Here is a 20,252-nt window from a genome sequence, read left to right as displayed (position 1 = left end):
GTGCTCCGCCGACCACTCGACCAGGACGGGCGGCGGCCGGCGACCGGTGCTGCGGTCAGTCATGCGCGACGTTCTCCGGCACGCTGGCCCCGTCCTCACCCGGCGACGGCAGGACGGGGACGGGTGAGGTCCAGATCAGCTTGACCTTGAGGTGCCCCTGCGCGCTGGTGCGGGCGACGACGGCGCCGGCCTCCGCGGTGAGGGTGACGCCGATCTCGACCTCCACCTGATCGGGGCGCACCGCCACCCCACGGATCACGCCCAGCGCCGCGTCGAGCGCGGGCCTGATGTGGGCCAACGCCATTTCCAGCGTCTGTCGGGCGGGGCGGATCCGGTCGAGCAGACCGACCCGTTCCAGATCGGTGCCAGCGTGTTCCTCGACGAGGAGGACGCCCTGATCGGTTTCGAAACGAAGAAGATCCGCCACGTGACAAATTCTCACCGAAAGATCGTTCGGAATCGGTGTCAGATCACTGACAGGAGTCATTGCATGCACCCTGCGCCGACACGGGGCACATCTGCTTGCCTTCATCACTGCGGCCTGTCAGCCTGGCGGAATGCAGGACACGGCAACCTTCGAGGATCTGCTCCACGAAGGCTCTGACGCATCCGTGGACGGTTGGGGCTTTTCCTGGTTCGAGGGTCGCGCCACAGAACAGCGACCGTCCTGGGGATATCTGAAACTCATGGCAGCCCAGATGAGGGTGGCCCACGCCGCACTGGACATCCAGACCGGCGGCGGCGAGGTGCTCTCCGAGGTGCCGGCATTTCCGCCGGTGATCGTGGCCACCGAACACTGGCCGCCCAACCTCCGGCTGGCCCGGCGCGCGCTCGAACCGCGCGGCGTGCGGGTGGTCGACGTTGCCGAGGACGCCCCGTTCCCGTTCCCCGACGAGACGTTCGACCTGGTGGTGAGCCGGCATCCCAACGTCGTGCTCTGGGACGAGATCGCGCGGGTGCTCACTCCCGGTGGACGGTACCTGGCTCAGCAGATCGGCCCCGGCTCGAACCGGGAGCTGGCCCAGTTCCTCACCGGTCCCCGCGAGGTCAGCGACGAACGCAGCCCGGCCCGTGCCGCCGCCGAAGCGCGGGCCGCCGGCCTGGTCATCGACGAGCTGCGGCACGAAGTGCTGCCGACCACCTTCAACGACGTGGCAGCGGTGGTGCACTTCCTCCGCAAGGTCATCTGGACGGTGCCGGACTTCACCGTGGACCGCTACCGGGCCCGCCTCGCCGACCTGCACGACCACATCCGTCGGCACGGTCCGTTCGTGGCCCACGCCCAGCGCATCCTGGTCCGGGCGCACAAGCCCAAGCACTGACGCGAACGCGCCGCTGGGCAGAGCAGGTCCCCCCGAACGGGTACCAGCCGAAGCGGCCGGCCGCGGATGAACCGCGGCCGGCCGGGTAAGCGGCGACCTTGCCTGGTGGGGAGACGACCGGGTGCACGGGTGGGCGGTCCTGGACCGGCCCGCCCGTGCACACCCGATCAGTTCGAGGAGATCCAGTTCCAGGCCGAGACGACCCACTCGGTCTGCTGGAGCCACGCCACGCCGAGGCCGGCGAGGAACACCGCCGTCGCCAGGTGCGCACCTCGGGCGCTGCGCCGGACCCGGCCCAACTGCCGCTCCAGCACCACCCGGCCGACCAGCCGGAACAGGGCGAACAGGCCGACCGCCACCAGCAGGCTGAGCACCAGCACCAGCAGCGGGCCACTCAGATCACCCTGGCCGGACAGCGCCCAGATCCCCCAACACACGAACGCGAAGAGGCCGGCCGCCGCGCTCCACTCACCGCCGCGCCGCAGCTGGGCCATCCGCGCACTCAGCGAGCGGCGGGGCGCCGCTTCACCGGGCCAACCGGTGCCGGTCGGCTCCTGCCCGACCACCGGGAACGGCTCCGTCCGCGGCGTGCGTGGCTCACCCACCGGAGCGACACCCCGGCGGAACCCGTCACGCTGCGGCGGCACCCCGACGCCGGCCTGCGGTGGCACCTCCACGGTCCGCTCCGCCCACGGCTGCGTCTGGTCTGCCATCTCGTCCTCCCCCTGACCGACGGCAACAGCACCGCCTGGATTCGAGGGTAGCCAGCCGGCAAATCGGTCGCCGACCCCGGCCGGGGCGCGAGGCCCCGCGACGGTGCCGGATCAGACCCGGCCAGGGTACGGTCGGCTCATGGGTGACAGCGACCGACGACGGCGACGGCTGCGCCACCACGCCGACACCGAGACGGCCAGACCGGGTGCCGACGGCCCGACGGCCAGCACGCCGGGCGTGCACGACGGTGACGACCCGCCGCCGCGACGCAGGAGCACGGGCGGCGACGAGCGCGACGGCGAGCGAGGGCTGCGCGGGTTGGTCGGTTCCGGCTCGTCCCAGGTGGGGCTGAGCGCCGCGCTACGGGCCCGGGACGCGGCCCGCCCCACCGACGACGACCTGGCCGAGGCGGAAGCCCGGGTGGTCATCGTCCGGCGGAACTGGGTGCCCCGCGAGGAGCTGCCCCGCTCGCCGCGCTGAGCGCCGCACGATCAGGGCAGGTCGGGCAGCTTGCGGGTCCGCTCGTACTCGGCCACCTGGGTGATCCGACGAGCGTGCCGCTCGTTGCCGGAGAACGGCGTGTTCAGGAACGCCTCGACGATGCCGGTCGCCTCGTCCAGCGTGTGCTGGCGGGCACCGATGGCGACCACGTTCGCGTCGTTGTGCTGGCGGGCCAGCTGAGCGGTCTCGACGCTCCAGGCCAGCGCGGCGCGGACGCCGGCGACCTTGTTCGCGGCGATCTGCTCACCGTTGCCGGAGCCACCGATGACCACTGCGAGGCCCGTCTCGTCGGCCACCACCCGGTCGCCCGTGTGCAGGCAGAACGTGGGGTAGTCGTCGTCCGGGTCGTAGCTGTGCGGGCCGACGTCGACCACGTCGTAGCCCTGCATGGCCAGGTGGTTGGCCAGGTGCACCTTCAACTCGAAACCGGCGTGATCGGATCCCAGGTAGACGCGCATACCGGGCAGTCTGTCAGGCCACGCTCGGGGACGTCACAGCGGCGGCGACCCCGAGCCGAGTTCGTCACACGGTCGTGGGGACGGCGCTCAACGCGGCAGCTCGGCGACGACCAGACCGCCGCGCGCCTTCGGGGTGAACCAGGTGCTCTTGCGGGGCATCTTCTCCCTGGCCAGATTGACCGCGACGAAATCCGCCACGGTCACCGGTGCGATCAGGATGGCCAGTTCGGCCCGCCCGGTGTCGACCTCACCGGTGAGCCAGCTCGCCGGGTAGTCACCGCCGACGTAGGTGATCCGCTTGTCACCCGGGTCCAGACCGAGCGCGTCGCGCAGCACCAGCCGCTCGACCAGGGCGTGGTCCAGGTTTTCCAGGCGGGCGCCGGCGGTGGCGGGCAGGCGCACCGCGTACCCCTGGCCGTCGAGGCGGAGGTGCACGGTGCCACCGGCCGCCGGGACCTCGACCGGGCCGTCGATCGGCTCGACAGCGGCGCCCGCGGCCCGCAGCCGGTCGAGCAGCTCGGCCGGGGTGGTGGTCAGCTCACTGACCAGCCGGTTGTACGGCTGGATGGCGACCGACGCGGGGGTGGTGACCACGGCCAGGAAGCGCGGCAGCCCGCCGGTCTGCGCGGCCAGGCTGCGGTGGTTGCCGTCCGCGACGACCAGGTCCCCGCCGCCGGCGAGAGCTGTCAGCGTGGCCTGCTCCGGGCCGGGGCCGAGCAGCCAGATGGCGTGCGTGCGCCCCGCCTGGTCGGTGTCCGTCGCGGCGGGCGCGCCGGCAGTGTCGGTCGCCGCCGCGAGCGCGGCGTGCAACTCGTCACCACGCCCGGTCTGGAGCAGGAGTACGGGTGAGAGCAGGTGGCCCAGCGCGTCGGCCAGCGCGACCCGCTCGCGCACCTTGGCGATGAAGACGTCCTCGTTGCGGATGACCAGGCCCGGCTCGTCTGCCCGGGTGGAGATCTGGTCGGTGTCCACCATCGCGAACAGCCCGTACGCCGGCTCGTCGCCAGGCGCGCTGATCCGGTAGAGCACCACCACCTGCTCGGCGGGGGTGTAACTGCCGTCGGCCTTGGCCTCGCCGAGGCGGGCCACCGCGTCCGGCAGCGCGTCGAGGAACGACGTGCCCACGCTCTGCGGGGCGCGGTGCGGCATCTCGATGCCGAGAGCACTGTGCGGGTTCGACTCGATGATCGCGGTGATCTCCGCGTCGTCGGCGAACTCGTCGTAGTTCTGCGCGCCGGTGCCGCCAGTGGTGACCCAGGCCCGGGTGATCGGATGCACGACCGTCATGCCCACTGACGCTACCGGCGACGGTGTCGCCGCCGACGGGGACCCGCGGGGCGTCCACCAGATGAAAGCGCCCTGTGGGGCCCAGGTGGTCAGCCGGCGCGGTCGGAGGTGCCCCGGCGGTGCTTGCCCGCGCTCGCCGGCCCACCGTTGCCACGCCGACCGGACCCGATCGGTCCGGTGTTCAGGGCGCGGCGGGGCGACGCGGGCGGCCCCGGCACGGGACGGTCGGGAGGAGGCGTGGGAACGGGCCGCGGGCTCAGCGGCGGCGTCGGCACCGGGCGCGGAGGAGCCGGAGCCGGCGGCGGGGGCGCCGGTTCGGCCGGTGCCGCCCCCGACGGCACCAGCGCCGGCGCGTCGACCGGCACGGCGTCGACGGGCGACGCCAGTGGGTCGATCGACGCGGGCGCGGTGAGCCGGGAGGTCACCGGGACCCGCGCCACGCCCACCACGATGGGCGGCGCGAGCAGATCCACCAGGTGGGCGGGCAGGTCCGGGCGGACCGTCGGCCAACGGGAGTCGTCAACGGACCAGTAGTCCGCGCCGGGAGTCTCGATCACCCCCTGCCGGGTCAACTGATCGTCACCGGACGCACGGTGCTTGGCCATCGGGATTTGCCTCCACGAACTGCGGCGTGCGGCCCTGCGGGTCGCTGCGGCGGACACCGAGGGAAACGACGCCGCCCGCCTCCCGGTGACGCCACGACCGTGCGACAACCCGGAGCCCGCACTGCGCGTCGGACGCGACACGCCCCGTCCGCGCGACTGACGAAGCACGGACGGGGGCGCGGTGGTCGTCGCTCAGTCGAAGATCGGGCTCTGCTCGCGGGTGCGCTTGAGCTCGTAGAAGCCCGGGGTGCCGGCGACCAGCAGCACGCCGTCCCAGAGTCGGCCGGCGGCCTCCCCCTTCGGAGCCGGAGTGATCACCGGGCCGAAGAACGCGACCGGGGCGCCGTCCGGGCCGGGCGCGTGCACGACCGGAGTGCCCACGTCCTGCCCGACCGGGCGCATGCCCGCCTCGTGGCTGGCCCGCAGCGCCTCGTCGTAGTCGGTGCTGTCGGCGGCCGCGGCCAGCGCCGGGTCGAGGCCGGCCTCGGTGAGCGCGGCCACGTACAGCTCCGGACCCCGCTCCTGCTTCTGCAGGTGGATCCGGGTGCCGAGCGCGGTGTAGAGCGGGCGCAGCACGTCGTTGCCGTGGAGCTGCTCGGCGGCGATACAGATCCGCACCGGGCCCCAGGCGGTCTTCAGGAACTCCTTGTATTCCTCGGGCAGCTCGTCCCGGCCGTCGTTGAGCACGGCCAGGCTCATCACGTGGAAGCGGATGTCCACATCCCGGATCTGCTCGACCTCGAGCAGCCAGCGAGAGGTGATCCAGGCCCACGGGCAGGCCGGGTCGAACCACATGTCGGCGGTGACACGTTCGGTCACGGTGAGATCCCTTCGCGACGGGTGACGCCGACAGGTCGGCGTCTGAGGAGAATCTTCACCCCGCAGCGCATCGACCGGCACCCGAATGAGAGCGTGACCTCGGCCACCGCGGGCTGCCCGTACATGGAAGACTCGAATCGGGCCAGCCGTCACGAGCGGTAGGCGAACGGGCGCCGCCGGGCGTACGGCGACATGTGGGATGGAGACGAACAGTGCCGGGAGTGCGCAACCTGACGCAGGTCGAGGCGACCGAGCGGGCCCGCCTGCTCAACGTGACGGGGTATGAGATCAGTCTGGACCTGTCCAGCGCCGTGCTGGCGGCCGACGGCCGCACGTTCTCCTCGACGACCGAGGTCCGGTTCCGCTGCTCCGAACCGGGCGCGAGCACCTTCATCGAGCTGGCCGCCGATTCGGTGCGGTCCGCCACGCTCAACGGCACGCCCGTCGACCTCTCCGACTGGTCCGCCGAGAAGGGCCTGACCCTGTCCGGGTTGGACAGCGACAACGTCCTGGTGGTCGAGGCCGACTTCGGTTACTCGAACAGCGGTCAGGGTCTGCACCGCACTGTCGACCCGGTGGACGGCGAGACGTACCTCTACAGCCAGTTCGAGACGGCCGACGCGCAGCGGGTGTTCGCCTGCTTCGACCAGCCCGACCTGAAGAGCGTCTACACCTGGCACGTCACAGTGCCGGCGCACTGGCGGGCGGTCTCCAACATGCCGGTGCAGCGGGAGGAGCCGGCGGGTGAGGCGCTCAAGACGCTGCACTTCACCGAGTCGCCCCGGATGAGCACCTACATCACGGCGATGTGCGCCGGGCCGTACCACGAGGTGCGCGACTCGCACGACGGCATCGAGCTGGGGGTGTTCTGCCGGGCGTCGATGGCACAGTACCTCGACTCCGACGACCTGTTCCTGGTCACCAAGCAGGGCTTCGACTTCTTCCACGAGAAGTTCGGGGTGCGCTACCCGCTGCCGAAGTACGACCAGCTCTGGGTGCCCGACTTCAACGCCGGCGCGATGGAGAACTTCGGCTGCGTGACGCACGCCGAGTCGCACTACCTGTTCCGCTCGCAGGTCACCGACTTCGAGTACGAGCAGCGGGCCAACACGATCCTGCACGAACTGGCCCACATGTGGTTCGGTGACCTGGTCACCATGCGCTGGTGGAACGACCTGTGGCTGAACGAGTCGTTCGCCGAGTGGGCCAGCCACTGGTGCAACACCAACGCGACCCGGTTCACCGAGGCGTGGACGACCTTCCTGTCCATCCGGAAGAACTGGGGCTACCGGCAGGACCAGCTCTCCTCCACCCACCCGGTCTACACCGAGATGCCGGACATGGAGGCCGTGGAGGTCAACTTCGACGGCATCACCTACGCCAAGGGCGCGAGCGTGCTCAAGCAGCTCGTCGCGTACGTGGGTGAGGAGCCGTTCGTGGCCGGGCTGCGGGCCTACTTCGGCAAGCACGCCTGGGGCAACGCCACCTTCGACGACCTGCTCACCGAGCTGGAGGCCGCGTCCGGGCGGGAGCTGCGCAAGTTCGCCGCGCAGTGGTTGGAGACCGCGCAGGTCAACACGCTGCGGCCGGAGGTGACCATCGGGGCCGACGGCACGTACGAGCAGGTGCTGGTGCGGCAGGAGGCGCCAGCGGCGTACCCGACGCTGCGCACCCACCGGATCGGCGTGGGCCTGTACGACCTGACCAACGGGCGACTGGTTCGTCGGGAGCGGTACGAGGTCGACGTGACCGGCGAGCACACCGATCTCGCCCCGCTGCGTGGCGTCCGGGCGGCCGACGTGTTGCTGCTCAACGACGACGACCTCAGCTACACCAAGCTGCGCCTCGACGAGCGTTCGATGGCGACAGTGGTGCAGCACATCGGCGGCTTCGACTCGTCGCTGGCCCGCGCGCTCTGCTGGACCGCCGCCTGGGACATGATCCGCGACGCCGAGCTGTCCGCCCGCGACTACGTGGCGCTGACGCTGAGCGGGCTGCCCGCGGAGACCGACATCAACCTGGTCACCGCCACCCTGCGGCAGGCGACCACAGCGCTCACCCTGTACGCCGACCCGGCCTGGGCGCCGACCGGCTGGGCCGACCTGGCCCGTACCGCCCGCGACGCACTCGCGGCCGCCGAGCCTGGCAGCGGGTTTCAGTTGGCCTGGGCCCGGGCGTTCACCTCGGCGGTCCGCTCCGAGGAAGACCTGGCGACGCTGCGCGGTTGGTTGGACGGCACCGGCATGCCGGCCGGGCTGACCGTCGACACCGAGCTGCGCTGGTCGGTCCTCGCCGCGCTGGTGGCCAACGGTGCCGCCGGCGCCGCCGAGATCGAGGCGGAGCTGAGCAGCGACCGCACGGCCAGCGGCGAGCGGGAGGCCGCGTACGCGCACGCGTTGATGCCGACGGCCGAGAACAAGGCCGCCGTGTGGGCCCTGCTCACCGGCCCGGACGCGCTGCCCAACTGGCGGCACCGGGCGCTGTTGCAGGGCTTCGCCCACCCGGCGCAGGTGGATCTGGTCGCCCCGTACCGGGAGCGGTACTTCGCGGCGGTCGGGCAGGTGTGGGCCACCCGGGACAGCGAGCCGGCGCAGGAGTTCGCCCAGCTGGCGTACCCGACCTACCTGGTGGAGGACGACACGGTGGCGGCAACCGACGCGTGGCTGGCCGGTGACGGGCACCCCGCCCCGCTGCGTCGGCTGGTGGCCGAGGGCCGCGACGGTGTGGTGCGGGCGTTGAAGGCCCGCGCGAAGGACGCCCAGGGCGCCTGAGCAGCGTTGTCCGGCCCGGGGCCGGCGTGGGTGTGAGCCCGCGCCGGCCCCGGGTCGTTTCTCGGTCCCGTCCGAAGATCCGGCTTTGGTCGCTTCTGTGACCGGCCAATAACACGCGGTCATCCGCATTGATACGCATCGACGAAACTTTCCGGCTTCCCGACAAAAGATCCGAACGGTTGCCGCGCATCAAGTAATCGATGTGTGACGATCTTGTGCGTTGTCGTCACCAACGCACGGGGAGGAAAACCGTGGCCTTACGCCATCGCGCGTTCTGGACACTACTGATCGTCACCGCATCGGTCCTCACGGTACCGACGGCGCCCGCCAGCGCCGCACTCAGTCGCCCGGAGTCCGCCGCCGGACGCAGCGCGGCGCCGGCACAACCGGGCTCACCCGGCTCGTCCGCCGCAATCGCGCTGGGCCCGTCGAGCGCACCGGTCAGCATGCTCGCCGGCCCGATCTCGGTGCCGGTCGGCACCGGCCCGGTCCGCAACGGCTCGTTCACCAGCTTCGCGTTGACCGACCGGGTGACCGCTGAGGTCAACACCGGCTCGGGCAACCTGCTCATCCGCAGCACCGACCTGGTACTGCCCGGCATCAACCGTGACCTCGTTCTCGGCTCCGCCTACAACAGCCTGCTCACCGGCAGCGGGCTGTCGACCGGATCGCTCGGTCACGGCTGGCGGACCCGCACCGGCGTGGACGTGAAGCTGATCAAGGCCGACGACAACTCCGTCACCTACGTCGCCTCGGACGGGGTGGTCGGACGGTTCACGCCCAACGGGTCCGGCTACACCACGCCGAACGAGTTCAAGGCGACCCTCGCCACCGACGGCTCGGGCTGGAAGCTGACCGAGCACGAGAGCGGGCGGCGGCTCTACTTCACCTCCACCGGGCTGCTGGACCGCAGCCTGGACCGCAACGACAACGTCACCGACTACGCCTACGACGGCAACGGTCGACTGACCACTGTCGTCTCCGACCGGGGCACCCAGGCCGTGCGCACGGCGACTGTGCTCTACGGCAGCCACGGCTACATCTCGAAGATCGAGCAGCACGGCGACGGCGGCCTGTACCGGCGCATCGAGTACGCGTACAACGCCAACGGCGATCTCACCGAGATCTGCTCACTGACCGAGGACGACGTCCGCTTCGTCTACGACTCGTCACACCGGATCACGAAGATCTCCAGCGGGATCAGGGGTTCGGACGTGGGTTCCGTCGCCACCCTCACCTATGACTCCGCGCACCGGGTCACCTCGATCCAGCGGGTCATCGACGAGGAGGACGCGCCGGGAGCGACCGCCGTCACCCGCTGGGCGTATCCGTCCGCCACGCAGACGCTGATCGCCGACGCCAACACCAACCAGTCGCAGCCGGTCACCTCCGTGCCGCGCACCACCTACACGATCAACTCCGACAAGCGGGTGACCAAGGCCGTCGACCCGGAGGGCAAGACGCGGGAGAACTCCTACACGCCGTACAACGACGTGCTGACCTCCACCAACGGCACGGGTGGCGTCACCAGTAACGGGTACGCGGCCAACGGCGGGCAGTCTCTGACCGGCTCTGCCGCGCCGACCGGCGCGGACATCGCCTACTCGTACGCGAACTCCGCCACACCCACCAATCCGACGGCCAACTTCCAACCGTCGTCCAGCTCGGACGCGCAGGGCAACAGCAGCGCCTACACGTACAACGGGGCGGGCAACCGGTTGTCCTCGAAGGACGCCCAGGCCGCCGAGGCGAAGATCGAGTACAACAGCGACGGCACTGTGAAGTCCTCGACCGATCCGGGCAACGGCACGAACAAGACCACCTACCAGTACGACTCCAACAAGCAGCTGATCTCCGTGACCCCCCCGAGTGGCACCTCGCTGGGCGTCCGCACGATCAACTACGACGAGTTCGGCCGGGTGCACGAGGCCGTCGACGGCGCCGGGCGCACCACTCACCTCGACTACGACACGAACGACCGGGTCACGAAGATCAGTTACTCGGACGCGACGCCCGACGTCTCGTACACCTACGACGCCGCCGGCAACGTCTACGCCCGAGAGGACGGCAACGGATACCAGAACTTCGCGCACGATCGGCTCAACCGGCTGGTCGGCCGTCAGGCCACCCACCAGTACGTCTACGACCCGGTCGGCAACCTCGTCGAGTTGCGCGACCAGCGGGGCAGCTCGCTCTACACGTACAACGCCCGCAACCTGCTCACCAAGCTGGTCGCCGCCAACGGCACCTACACCTTCGGCTACGACGACGACGGGCGGCGGACCTCGACCAAACTTGCCGTCTCCTCGGTGACAGTGGCCGAGACGGTCACCGGGTACGACCAGTCCGGACGGATCACCCGTACCACCAGCAAGCGCTGGCAGTCCGGCACGGCCAGCACCGTCTTCGACGTCTCCTACTGCTACGCCAAGCGAGTCGGCACCGCCGCCTGCTCGACCGCCAAGACCGACGACTCCGGCCTGCGGCAGTGGCAGACCGACCACCACCGCGGCGGCGCGGTCAGCCTCTACACCTACGACCAGGGCAACCGGCTCACCAAGGCCACCAGCATCGACGGCAGGACCTACGACTACGCCTACGACAGCAACGGCAACCGCACCTCGGTCAAGGTGGACGGCACCACCACGCAGACGCTGACGTACAACGCCGGCAACCAGATCACCAGTTCCGGCTACAGCTACGACGCGGTCGGCAACCAGAAGAACGGGTCGGCCGCCCGCTCCTTCGTCTACAACGCCGCAGGACAGCTCACCAGCGGCAAGGATTCGACGAACGCGTCGGTGACCTGGGAGTTCAGCGGACCCGACCAGATCGAGCTCGGTTGGAAGACCACCCCGTCGTTCGAGCACCGGTACCTCTACGGGCTGGACGATCAGAACGGCCAGCCGACGCTGCAGAGCTACACGGTGCCCAGCTCGTACAGCAGGCACTACGTCGAGCGGGACCAGCTCGGCACTCCGCTGGGCTTCCGGGCGAAGACGAACGGGGTCTTCCACCACTACTTCTACGTCCTCGACGGACTCGGATCGGTGGTGGCCCTCGTCAAGTACGACGGTTCACTGGCGGCCTCCTACACCTACGACCCGTACGGCAAGGTGGTCAAGACCGTCGACAACGGCGACGAGACCGAGGAGAACGCTCTCGGATTCGCCGCTGGCCTGCGCAGCGACGACCTCACCAAGTTCGGCCGTCGCTGGTACGACCCGGCGACGGGTCGCTTCACCCAGCAGGACAGCCTCGCCTTCATCGGAGACCCGGCCACCGGCAACCGGTACGCCTACGCCGCCGCGAACCCGGTGAACTACCTCGACCCCACCGGCCTGGAAGTCGACTACGGCGAGTCCTGCGCGATCGGTGCGGCCGGCGGTCTCATCACCGGGGCGATCGGTGGGGCGGCCGGCGGGGTCGCCGGCGCGCTGGCCGGCGGGGCCCTCGGTGCGGTGGGCGGCTGCGTCGGTGGCGTCGTCACCAAGTACCTGACCGACGAGGCCGACGAGGACTGACGAAGCGAGGTCACGGGTAGTGGTCGACACAGTGACGAAGGAGGACACGCAGATGAGAACGTCACGACGACCGGTGGTCGCGGCGGTGTTGGCGCTGCTGCCGGTGTGCATCCTGCTGGCTGTGCTCAACGACAGCCCGATCTGGGTCGCGCTGGTCAGCTGGGTCGCCGTCAGCGCGGTGGTGACCGTCCCGCTCGCCCTCGCGCTCACCCGACTCCGGTCCCGGAGTGGCCAGCGCTGACGACGCGCGGCGGTCGACCAGCACGCCACGAACCCCGGTCCGCGATCAGCGGGCCGGGGTTCGTCGTACGACTGGGTCAGCCCTTGCCGGCGTGGCTGGCGAGCTGGTCGAGGCCGTTGATGATGCCGCCGGCCAGGTCACCGCCGCTGAACGCGCCGACCATCGAGAGCGCGGCCAGCTTGGCGTACGTGTCGGGGATGCGCTTGCGGGCGTACCGCCCGGTGATGATCTCCAGCTGCCGCTGGTTGGGCGACACGGCGATCAGCACCGACTTGTCGGGCTCGGCGAGCTGACGGTGCAGCCGCTGGGCGTGCTCCCGGATCGGCTCGTCGAGACCGCCGACGAAGACCGAGAAGACCAGGCCGGTGCCCTGGTCGGCCAGGCGCAGGGCCTCGTCGATGCGCAGCAGCTGGCGGGTCGAGAACGGCCCGTCGAGCACCTCGGGCGGATTCTCCGACCCGGTCTGCTTCTCACCAACGGTCACTTGCGCCTCCGGTTCCACCGGCCGGCGCCTCGACGCTGGCCTGCTCAAGCTTGTGGCTGGTCAGCGCGGGCGCCTGCGCCCCCGCCGTCAGCGCGGTGCCGGCCGAGTCGGCCAGCTGCTCCGGACGGCCCAGGAACCAGACCGGAGTGAAGTCGAAGGGCCGGCCCGGACGGTAGCGCTTGGCGCCACCGCCACCGCCGGTGGCACCCCCGCGGCTACCGGCGTACGACAGGCCGGCGATGACCAGCACCGCGGCCAACGGGATGCCGACGAAGACCAGCAACGTCTCGGTAACAGACAATCCCAACGCCCCCAGGCGGAAGAAGGACGACAGTGAACAACCGGGTCGGATGGACGATCACGCTGCCGACCGCCCGACTCCGTCGCCATTCACGTTAGCGGAGTCGACGGCCCGCCAGATTGCGGGGTGCCGATCCCATCCGTCACTGGAGTTCTCCAGTTGCGCAGCGGTAGCGATAAGCCGCGCGTCGTCGCCGTACCGGCCGGTGAGCAGCACCCCGACGGGCAGCCCGTCGGTCGTGGTGCCCAGCGGCAGGGAGACGGAGGGATCACCGGTGACGTTGAAGATGGCGCAGTAGGGCGAGAACCGACGTTGCCGGTCGAAGTCGGCGGCCGGGTCCGCGTCGGCGGTGAACCAGCCGACGGGCGCCTGCGGGGCGGCCAGGGTGGGACAGAGGAGCAGGTCGCAGCCGGCGGTGCGGCGGGTGCCGAGGCGGACCTGCGCCTGCAACTCCCCGAGGGTGGCGGCCAGGGTGCCGGCGGAGAGTTCGGCGCCCCGGGCCCTGAGCAGCCGGGTCAACGGCAGCAGCTCCGCCTCCCGCTGCGGCGGCACCGGGGAGAGCGCCAGCACGTACCAGAGGATCTCGAACAGCGGCCACGCCGCCGGCCCGAGCGGCGGCGGCACCTCGACCACCTCGTGACCGGCAGCCGTGAGCAGCGCGGCGGCCCGGTCCACGGCGGCCACGCAGTCGGGGTGCACCGGTTCGTCGGCGAGCATCGGCGTGGTGAACCGGCCGATCCGTAGCCGGCCGGGCTCGGCCCGGCGCGCGACTGCCAGATAGCCGCCGGGCGGCGCGGGCGGCGGCAGGTAGGGCTCACCGGGGACCGGGACGGCCATGACGTCGAGCAGCGCGGCGACGTCGGTGACCGTCCGTCCGAGCGGGCCGCTGGTGGGCAGGCCGAACGCGCCCGAGCCGATCGGCCCGCCGGAGACCAGGCCCCGGCTGGGCTTGTAGCCGACCAGGCCGCAGAGCGACGCCGGGATGCGCAGCGACCCACCGCCGTCGGACCCCTGGGCGACCGGGACCAGCCCGGCCGCCACCGCCGCCGCCGCGCCGCCGCTGGACCCGCCGGCCGTGTACGCCAACTGCCACGGGTTGCGGGCCGGCGGCGCGACCCGACCCTCCGAGTAGAGCGAACAGCCCAGCTCCGAGGTGGTCGTCTTGCCCAGGCTGACCAGACCGGCGGCCTTGATGAACCGGACCACGTCGGCGTCGACCGGCGGGACGAAGTCGAAGAAGGCGGCCGAACCGAAGGTGGTGCGGACCCCGGCGGTGAGCGTCAGGTCCTTGATCGCGGTCGGCACCCCGTGCAGGGGGCCGCGCGCCTCGTTCGGCACCGCGTCGGCGGCGCGCGCCGCCTGCCGGGCGAGGTCCGGTGTGACGGTGACGAACGCGCCCACTGTGTCGCCGAGCGCCGCCACCCGGCGCAGAGAATGCTCGACCACCTCGACGCTGGACAGCTCGCCGCGGGTCATCGCGGCGGCCTGCTCCAGCGCGGTCAGATCGTGCGGCTCGGCCATCCCGTCATCCTGCCCGCTGGGAGCGGTCGATACCGGCCGACACGTCGTTGGCGCCGCCACCGCACCCCTGTTGGATGCCCTTTGCTCTGCTTCAACGGACGCAACGGCAGACGTCCGATTACCGGACACACGATGTTGCGTGGGTTGAAGCAGAGCAAAGGCAACGAAGCAGGGGTACGCCGTCAGCGCCCGCCGTGCAGGAAACGCAGAGCGTTGGCGGACCGGAGCTTGGCGCGCTGGTCATCGGTGAGGAAGTCGGCGTCGCGGACGACCGCGCCGGCCGGCCGTTCGCCCAGCGGGTATGGGTAGTCGCTGCCGACCAGCACCCGATCCTCCCCCAGCGTGTCGACAAGCAGCCGCAGGGCGGGCGGCGCGAAGACCACCGAGTCGACGCTGAACCGGTCGAGGTAGCTGCTGGGCGGGCCGGCGGACGCGCCCCGGACCAGGTCGCCCCGGCGGTGCCAGGCGTTGTCGGCGCGGCCGAGCCAGAACGGGAAACTGCCGCCGCCGTGCGCGAAGCAGATCCGCAGCGTCTCAGGCACCCGGTCGAAGACCCCGCCGAGGATCATCGCCAGCACCGACAGGTGCGTCTCGGCGGGCATCCCGGTGAGCCAACGGGCCATCCAACGGTCCAGTCGCGGCCCGCCGGGCATGTCCCACGGGTGTACGAAGACGGGTGCGCCCACCTCGGCGCAGTGCTGGAGGAAGGTGACCACGCCGGCGTCGTCCAGGTCCCGGTCGCCGACGTGGTTGCCGATCTCCACGCCCACGTGCCCGGCGGCGAGGCTGCGGTCCAGCTCGGCACAGGCGGCGTCCGGGTCCTGGAGCGGCACCTGGCAGAACGGAACCAGTCGGTCACCTCCGGCCGCGGTGACCTCCAGGGTCAGGTCGTTGAAGATCCGGGCGACCTTCACCGCCTGGTCCGCCGGGCGGTCGTAGCTGAAGAAGACCGGGGTGGGCGAGACCACCTGCACGGCCACGCCGTCGGCATCCATGTCGGCCAGTCGGCGCGAGGCGTCCCAGCACTCGGCGCCGACCGGGCGGAACTCCGTCTCCCCCACCATGATCATGGCGGCACGCTCGGAGTCGACCCGCAACCACGGCCAGCCGGACCCGCCGCACGCCGCGCCGAGGTCCGGCCAACCCTTCGGTACGACGTGCGTGTGCACGTCGACCACGCCTGCGGGCATCAGCCCTTGCCCGGGTGCAGGGTGCCGCAGTTGGCGCAGGTGCGTGCCTGCTCGTCGGCGTAGAACGCCTGGAACACCGGGGGCAGATCGGCGGCGATGTCGCGGACCTGCAACTCGACCTCGTGCACCTTGCTGCCGCACTCCGGGCAGTACCACTGGAACGTCTCCAGCGTGCCCTCCTCGCGGACCCGCTCGACGACCACGCCGATCGAGCCGGCCTCCGGCCGCTGCGGCGAGTGCGGGGTGTTACGCGGCAGCATCCACATCTGACCCTCGCGCACGTGCACAGTGCGCGGCCCTTCCGGGGTGACCAGGTTGATGTGCATGTTGCCCTTGACCTGGTAGAAGAACTCCTCGTACGGGTCCACGTGGAAGTCGGTGCGCTGGTTGGGCCCGCCCACCACCATCACGATGAAGTCGTCCCCGCCGGGGAACATCTCCTTGTTGCCCACCGGGGGCTTCAACAGGTGCTGGTTGTCAGCGATCCAGCCCGGAAAGCTGAACGGCTCGGCGATCTCACTCACGACTGACCTCCCGAGGGAAGAAGGGCCACGGCCTGGATTTCGATCAGCAGGTGCGGGTGCGGCAACTGGTGCACCGCCACCGTCGTACGGGTCGGTCCGGAGGCGTCGAAGAACTCCGCCCACACCTCGTTGTAACCACCGAAGTCGTTCATGTTGACCAGGTACGTCGTCACCTGGACCAGGTCGGCGAGGTCCGCGCCGACCGAACGCAGCAGGTCCCGCACGTTCTCGACGACAGCCCGCGTCTGCACCCGGACGTCGAGGTTGGTGGTGCCGAACCCGTCCACCTCGACACCGGCGAACGTGTTGTCCGCGCGCCGCGACGACGTACCGGAGACGAAGACGAACCCACCGGCGACCTTGACGTGCGGAAAGGCCCCCCGCGGGACGGCCTTCCCGGCGACCACCCGGGCGGTCACGACGACGCCCGCAGCGAGGCCGTGCCGAGCTTCTCGACGACGGCACGGACGTGGGCGCCGGGGCGCAGCGGCACAGCGGCGGTGGCGGCACCGGCCAGGAAGACCCAGCCGGACTCCAGCCGCACCCCGTGCCGGCCCGCCAGCCGGATGCCCTCGTCGAGCGCCCGGCGCGGATCACCGAGGATCGCCGCCGTCGAGCCGACCTGCGCCACCCGCCCGTCGACCTGCAGCAGCACACCCAGGTTGTCCAGCCCCGCCGGCACCGGTGACCACGGCCCGATCACGAAGGCGGCGGCCGAGGTGTTGTCAGCGATCACGTCCGGCAGCGAGAAACGGAAGTCCGCGTACCGGGAGTCGATCAACTCGATGGCCGGGGCGACCGCGCGGACCGCCGCGGCGAAGTCGCCGACCGGCTCGCCCGGCTCGGGCAACCGGTCCAGCAGGAACGCCACCTCCGGCTCGACCCGGGGATGGATGTACGCGGCCGGGTCCACGGCACCGCCGTCGGGCACCCGCATCGCGTTGGTGAGCCGCCCCCAGATCACCTCGTCCACGCCGACCTGGGCCATCTTCGCCCTGCTGGTCAGCCCCATCTTCAACCCGACCAACCGCTCACCGGCGTTCAGCCGACGTTGCAGCAGCGCGGCCTGCACGGCGTACGCGGTGTCCACGTCGAGGCCGGTCTCGGCGGCGAGCTGCGGGATCGCGGTGGCGGTGTCGGCCGCCGCGCCCAGCTTGTCGGCGATCCCCACGACGTCTACGTCGATCATGGGTGCTGCTCCTTCTCGGCCAGGTCGAGTGCCACGTCGACGATCATGTCCTCCTGGCCGCCCACCATCCGGCGGCGGCCCAGCTCGACCAGGATCGACCGGACGTCCACGCCGTACTTCGTGGAGGCCCGCTCGGCGTGCCGCAGGAAGCTGGAGTAGACCCCGGCGTACCCCAGGGACAGCGTCTCCCGGTCCACCTGGACCGGCCGGTCCTGGAGCGGGCGGACGATGTCGTCGGCGGCGTCCATCAGCGCGAACACGTCGCAGCCGTGCTTCCAGCCGTGCAGCTCGGCGACCGCGACGAAGACCTCCAACGGGGCGTTTCCGGCGCCCGCGCCCATGCCCGCGAGGGAGGCGTCGACGCGGACGGTCCGGCCGTGCACCGCGTCGGGGCCGACCGGCGCGGACCCGGTGACCCGCCCGTGCTCGACGGCGAGCACGCTGTTGGCCACCCCGAGCGACAGGTTGTGGTGCGCGTGGATGCCGATCTGCGTCTCCGGGGCGAGGACCTGCCGGTACGCGTCGACCCGCTGCGCCACGTCGGACATCAGCAGCCGGCCGCCGGAGTCGGTGACGTAGACGCAGTGCGCCCCGTACGACTCCATGAGCTTGGCCTGCCCGGCGAGCCCGGCCGGATCGAACATGTGCGACATCATCAGGAACCCGGCCACATCCATGCCGTTCTCCCGGGCCCAGGAGATGTGCTGGGCCGAGATGTCCGCCTCCGTGCAGTGGGTGGCGATCCGGACGCTGGTCACCCCGAGCGCCTTCGCGGCCTTCAGGTCGGCGATCGTGCCGATGCCCGGCAACAGCAGGGTGGTCAGTTTCGCAGTGGTCAGCACCTCGGCAGCCGCCGAGATCCACTCCGCGTCGCTGGCGGCACCGTGGCCGTAGTTGACGCTGGAGCCGGCGAGGCCGTCACCGTGCGCCACCTCGATGGCGGCCACCCCGGCGGCGTCCAACGCGGCGGCGATGGTGCGTACGTGGTCGACCGTGTACTGGTGGGCGATGGCGTGCATGCCGTCGCGCAGCGTCACGTCCTGGATGTACAGCTCGGTCATGGCGCGGCCACCTCCGAAGAACGCAGGGCGACCAGCCGTTCCGCGGTGCGCAGCGCGGCCGAGGTCATGATGTCCAGGTTGCCGGCGTACGCGGGCAGGTAGTGCCCGGCCCCGGAGACCTCCAGGAAGACCGACACCTGGAGGGCGGTGAGCCGCCGCCCGAGCGACGGCAGGTACGCCTCTACCCGGTCGAACTGCACGTCCTGCTTGAGCCGGTAGCCGGGGACGTACTCCTGCACGGCCGCCACCATCTCGGCCACCGAGGCGGCGATGGCATCGGTGTCGGCGTCGGCGTCCGGGCAGAGGCAGTAGACGGTGTCGCGCATCAGCAGCGGCGGGTCAGCCGGGTTCAGCACGATGATCGCCTTGCCCCGCTCGGCCCCGCCCACCACCTCGATGGCACGGGCCGTGGTCTCGGTGAACTCGTCGATGTTGGCTCGGGTGCCCGGCCCGGCGGACTTCGACGCGATCGACGCGACGATCTCCCCGTACGCCACCGGGGTCACCCGGCGTACCGCGGCGACGATCGGCACTGTCGCCTGCCCGCCGCAGGTCACCATGTTGACGTTGGGCTGGTGCAGGTGCTCGTCGAGGTTCACCGGCGGCACCACGTACGGGCCGAGCGCGGCCGGGGTCAGGTCGACCACGGTGCGGCCGTGGGCGCGCAGCACCTCGTCGTGGCGTCGGTGCGCGCCGGCCGAGGTGGCGTCGAACACCAGCTCGACGTCGGCGAACTCGGGCAGCGCGACGAGCCCGTCCACGCCGTCGGCCGTGGTGGCGACGCCGAGGCGGCGAGCGCGCGCCAAGCCGTCGGAGGCCGGGTCGATGCCGGCCATCGCCACCATGCGCAGGCTCTCACTGAGCCGCAACACTTTGATCATGAGGTCCGTGCCGATGTTTCCCGATCCCAGTACCGCCACGTTGGTGGTCACTGGCCGCCCCTGTCGCTGAAGGATGTGCGCACCGAGCCGAGCCCGGAGATCCGGGCCTCGTACGCGGCACCCGGCGTGACCGGCACCATCGGACCGAGCGCCCCGGAGAGCACCACGTCCCCTGCGCGCAGCGGGTCACCGGCGCGGGCCAGGGTGCCGGCCAACCACTGCAGGGCGTGCAGCGGGTTGCCCAGGCAGGCGGCGCCCGCGCCCACCGACACCGGCTCACCGGAGTGCTCCAGCACCATTCCGCACAGTCGCAGGTCCACGTCGGCGAGCCGGCGCGGCGTGGTGCCGAGCACGAAGAGCCCGCTGGAGGCGTTGTCGGCGACAGTGTCCACGATGGAGATGTCCCAGGCGGCGATCCGGGAGTCGACGATCTCGATCGCCGGCAGCACGTGGTCGACCGCGCGGATCAGGTCGACGGTGGTGAGCTGCGGGTTCGGGAGATCCTTGTCGAGCACGAAGGCGATCTCCGCCTCCACGCGGGGCTGGAGCAACCGGTCGATGGGCACCTCGACCCCGTCGCCGACCGCCATGGCGTCGGTCAGCATGCCGAAGTCCGGTTGGAACACCCCGAAGGTCTCCTGCACGGCCCGGGAGGTCAACCCGATCTTCGCGCCGACCCGGCGTTCGCCGCGGCCCTGCCAGGCCCGCGCCTGGAGTTGCTGCACCCGGTACGCGGCCTCGACGTCGCCCTCCGGCAGCAGCCGGCCCCGGAGCGGCGCGCACGGCTTGCCGGTGCTGCGGGCGTCGGCCAGCTCCCGGTTGGCGGCCTCGATGTCAGCTTCCATGCCGGCTCCCTCGC

21 protein-coding genes are annotated in these 20,252 nt (G+C 71.2%); 5 read left to right on the top strand and 16 right to left on the bottom strand.

The window, feature by feature from the left end:
* Positions 1-55: 55 nt before the first annotated feature.
* Positions 56-487 (bottom strand): CU044_2847 family protein, encoded by a 432-nt coding sequence (locus tag ABZS40_RS23905; RefSeq protein WP_354945615.1) that lies wholly within the window; start codon positions 485-487, stop codon positions 56-58.
* Positions 488-557: 70 nt separating this feature from the next.
* Here ABZS40_RS23905 and ABZS40_RS23900 point away from each other — a divergent pair, with 70 nt between their 5' ends.
* The gene (locus ABZS40_RS23900) at positions 558-1,322 is read left to right on the top strand and encodes a class I SAM-dependent methyltransferase (protein WP_354945614.1); all 765 of its coding nucleotides are present in this window, start codon (positions 558-560) and stop codon (positions 1,320-1,322) included.
* A 167-nt stretch (positions 1,323-1,489) separates the two neighbouring features.
* Here ABZS40_RS23900 and ABZS40_RS23895 read toward each other — a convergent pair whose 3' ends face one another.
* Positions 1,490-2,035 (bottom strand): hypothetical protein, encoded by a 546-nt coding sequence (locus tag ABZS40_RS23895; RefSeq protein ID WP_354945612.1) that lies wholly within the window; start codon positions 2,033-2,035, stop codon positions 1,490-1,492.
* Between the two features lie 139 nt (positions 2,036-2,174).
* Here ABZS40_RS23895 and ABZS40_RS23890 point away from each other — a divergent pair, with 139 nt between their 5' ends.
* Positions 2,175-2,516, top strand: a complete 342-nt coding sequence (locus tag ABZS40_RS23890) for a hypothetical protein (RefSeq protein WP_354945611.1) — start codon at positions 2,175-2,177, stop codon at positions 2,514-2,516.
* A gap of 11 nt (positions 2,517-2,527) precedes the next feature.
* On the opposite strand, the gene ABZS40_RS23885 is transcribed toward ABZS40_RS23890, so the two are convergent.
* The 4 genes from ABZS40_RS23885 to ABZS40_RS23870 all read right to left on the bottom strand — a co-directional run bounded on the left by ABZS40_RS23885 (position 2,528) and on the right by ABZS40_RS23870 (position 5,706).
* Entirely contained in the window at positions 2,528-2,995 is a 468-nt protein-coding gene (locus ABZS40_RS23885; protein WP_238680810.1) for a ribose-5-phosphate isomerase, read from the bottom strand.
* Positions 2,996-3,082: 87 nt separating this feature from the next.
* A complete protein-coding gene (locus ABZS40_RS23880; RefSeq protein WP_354945610.1) occupies positions 3,083-4,282 on the bottom strand; it encodes a DUF1015 family protein in 1,200 nt (399 codons plus the stop codon).
* 89 nt (positions 4,283-4,371) lie between these two features.
* Positions 4,372-4,887, bottom strand: a complete 516-nt coding sequence (locus ABZS40_RS23875; RefSeq protein WP_354945609.1) for a hypothetical protein — start codon at positions 4,885-4,887, stop codon at positions 4,372-4,374.
* 192 nt (positions 4,888-5,079) lie between these two features.
* Positions 5,080-5,706, bottom strand: coding sequence for a disulfide bond formation protein DsbA (locus tag ABZS40_RS23870; protein WP_354945608.1), 627 nt, complete (start codon positions 5,704-5,706; stop codon positions 5,080-5,082).
* A 221-nt stretch (positions 5,707-5,927) separates the two neighbouring features.
* Between ABZS40_RS23870 and pepN the strand changes: the two genes are divergently transcribed.
* The 3 genes from pepN (at position 5,928) to ABZS40_RS23855 (ending at position 12,242) form a co-directional block, all read left to right on the top strand.
* Entirely contained in the window at positions 5,928-8,477 is a 2,550-nt protein-coding gene (pepN, locus tag ABZS40_RS23865; protein WP_354945607.1) for an aminopeptidase N, read from the top strand.
* 251 nt (positions 8,478-8,728) lie between these two features.
* The gene (locus ABZS40_RS23860; RefSeq protein WP_354945605.1) at positions 8,729-12,001 is read left to right on the top strand and encodes an RHS repeat-associated core domain-containing protein; all 3,273 of its coding nucleotides are present in this window, start codon (positions 8,729-8,731) and stop codon (positions 11,999-12,001) included.
* A gap of 52 nt (positions 12,002-12,053) precedes the next feature.
* The gene (locus ABZS40_RS23855; RefSeq protein WP_354945603.1) at positions 12,054-12,242 is read left to right on the top strand and encodes a hypothetical protein; all 189 of its coding nucleotides are present in this window, start codon (positions 12,054-12,056) and stop codon (positions 12,240-12,242) included.
* 76 nt (positions 12,243-12,318) lie between these two features.
* Here the strand turns inward: ABZS40_RS23855 and ABZS40_RS23850 are convergent, their stop codons facing one another.
* The 10 genes from ABZS40_RS23850 to ABZS40_RS23805 all read right to left on the bottom strand — a co-directional run bounded on the left by ABZS40_RS23850 (position 12,319) and on the right by ABZS40_RS23805 (position 20,238).
* Positions 12,319-12,726 carry a DUF5130 family protein gene (locus ABZS40_RS23850; protein WP_354945602.1) on the bottom strand — a complete coding sequence of 136 codons (408 nt, stop codon included), beginning with the start codon at positions 12,724-12,726 and terminating at the stop codon, positions 12,319-12,321.
* Complete coding sequence (locus ABZS40_RS23845) at positions 12,713-13,009, bottom strand: hypothetical protein (RefSeq protein ID WP_112584149.1); 297 nt, start codon at positions 13,007-13,009, stop codon at positions 12,713-12,715. Before ABZS40_RS23845 ends, ABZS40_RS23850 begins: the two co-directional genes overlap by 14 nt.
* A gap of 75 nt (positions 13,010-13,084) precedes the next feature.
* Entirely contained in the window at positions 13,085-14,548 is a 1,464-nt protein-coding gene (locus ABZS40_RS23840) for an amidase (protein WP_354945600.1), read from the bottom strand.
* Between the two features lie 182 nt (positions 14,549-14,730).
* Positions 14,731-15,738 (bottom strand): amidohydrolase family protein, encoded by a 1,008-nt coding sequence (locus ABZS40_RS23835; RefSeq protein ID WP_354945599.1) that lies wholly within the window; start codon positions 15,736-15,738, stop codon positions 14,731-14,733.
* A complete protein-coding gene (locus ABZS40_RS23830; RefSeq protein WP_112669228.1) occupies positions 15,738-16,262 on the bottom strand; it encodes a 3-hydroxyanthranilate 3,4-dioxygenase in 525 nt (174 codons plus the stop codon). The genes ABZS40_RS23835 and ABZS40_RS23830 overlap by 1 nt, the downstream gene beginning before the upstream one ends.
* Entirely contained in the window at positions 16,259-16,681 is a 423-nt protein-coding gene (locus tag ABZS40_RS23825) for a RidA family protein (protein ID WP_354945598.1), read from the bottom strand. Before ABZS40_RS23825 ends, ABZS40_RS23830 begins: the two co-directional genes overlap by 4 nt.
* Positions 16,678-17,451: a fumarylacetoacetate hydrolase family protein gene (locus ABZS40_RS23820; protein ID WP_354945596.1), complete on the bottom strand. Its 774-nt coding sequence runs from the start codon at positions 17,449-17,451 to the stop codon at positions 16,678-16,680. The genes ABZS40_RS23825 and ABZS40_RS23820 overlap by 4 nt, the downstream gene beginning before the upstream one ends.
* Positions 17,448-18,512 (bottom strand): 4-hydroxy-2-oxovalerate aldolase, encoded by a 1,065-nt coding sequence (gene dmpG / locus ABZS40_RS23815; protein ID WP_354945595.1) that lies wholly within the window; start codon positions 18,510-18,512, stop codon positions 17,448-17,450. The genes ABZS40_RS23820 and dmpG overlap by 4 nt, the downstream gene beginning before the upstream one ends.
* The gene (locus tag ABZS40_RS23810; RefSeq protein WP_354945593.1) at positions 18,509-19,444 is read right to left on the bottom strand and encodes an acetaldehyde dehydrogenase (acetylating); all 936 of its coding nucleotides are present in this window, start codon (positions 19,442-19,444) and stop codon (positions 18,509-18,511) included. The genes dmpG and ABZS40_RS23810 overlap by 4 nt, the downstream gene beginning before the upstream one ends.
* A complete protein-coding gene (locus ABZS40_RS23805; RefSeq protein ID WP_354945592.1) occupies positions 19,441-20,238 on the bottom strand; it encodes a fumarylacetoacetate hydrolase family protein in 798 nt (265 codons plus the stop codon). The genes ABZS40_RS23810 and ABZS40_RS23805 overlap by 4 nt, the downstream gene beginning before the upstream one ends.
* Positions 20,239-20,252 lie beyond the last annotated feature (14 nt).

Origin of the sequence: Micromonospora sp. NPDC005324 (assembly GCF_040607155.1) — a bacterium.
In the GTDB taxonomy this organism is placed as follows: domain Bacteria; phylum Actinomycetota; class Actinomycetes; order Mycobacteriales; family Micromonosporaceae; genus Micromonospora; species Micromonospora trifolii.
The sequence above is the reverse complement of the archived record's forward strand: the minus strand, read 5'-3'. Positions and strand labels throughout refer to the sequence as shown.

Excerpts from the sequence above, each read along its gene's own strand:
- ABZS40_RS23900 (WP_354945614.1), top strand. The coding sequence starts at position 558 with ATGCAGGACACGGCAACCTTCGAGGATCTGCTCCACGAAGGCTCTGAC.
- ABZS40_RS23805 (WP_354945592.1), bottom strand. The coding sequence starts at position 20,238 with ATGGAAGCTGACATCGAGGCCGCCAACCGGGAGCTGGCCGACGCCCGC.
- ABZS40_RS23890 (WP_354945611.1), top strand. The coding sequence starts at position 2,175 with ATGGGTGACAGCGACCGACGACGGCGACGGCTGCGCCACCACGCCGAC.
- ABZS40_RS23885 (WP_238680810.1), bottom strand. The coding sequence starts at position 2,995 with ATGCGCGTCTACCTGGGATCCGATCACGCCGGTTTCGAGTTGAAGGTG.
- ABZS40_RS23905 (WP_354945615.1), bottom strand. The coding sequence starts at position 487 with ATGACTCCTGTCAGTGATCTGACACCGATTCCGAACGATCTTTCGGTG.
- ABZS40_RS23875 (WP_354945609.1), bottom strand. The coding sequence starts at position 4,887 with ATGGCCAAGCACCGTGCGTCCGGTGACGATCAGTTGACCCGGCAGGGG.
- ABZS40_RS23820 (WP_354945596.1), bottom strand. The coding sequence starts at position 17,451 with ATGATCGACGTAGACGTCGTGGGGATCGCCGACAAGCTGGGCGCGGCG.
- dmpG (WP_354945595.1), bottom strand. The coding sequence starts at position 18,512 with ATGACCGAGCTGTACATCCAGGACGTGACGCTGCGCGACGGCATGCAC.
- ABZS40_RS23835 (WP_354945599.1), bottom strand. The coding sequence starts at position 15,738 with ATGCCCGCAGGCGTGGTCGACGTGCACACGCACGTCGTACCGAAGGGT.
- ABZS40_RS23895 (WP_354945612.1), bottom strand. The coding sequence starts at position 2,035 with ATGGCAGACCAGACGCAGCCGTGGGCGGAGCGGACCGTGGAGGTGCCA.
- ABZS40_RS23840 (WP_354945600.1), bottom strand. The coding sequence starts at position 14,548 with ATGGCCGAGCCGCACGATCTGACCGCGCTGGAGCAGGCCGCCGCGATG.
- ABZS40_RS23855 (WP_354945603.1), top strand. The coding sequence starts at position 12,054 with ATGAGAACGTCACGACGACCGGTGGTCGCGGCGGTGTTGGCGCTGCTG.
- ABZS40_RS23880 (WP_354945610.1), bottom strand. The coding sequence starts at position 4,282 with ATGACGGTCGTGCATCCGATCACCCGGGCCTGGGTCACCACTGGCGGC.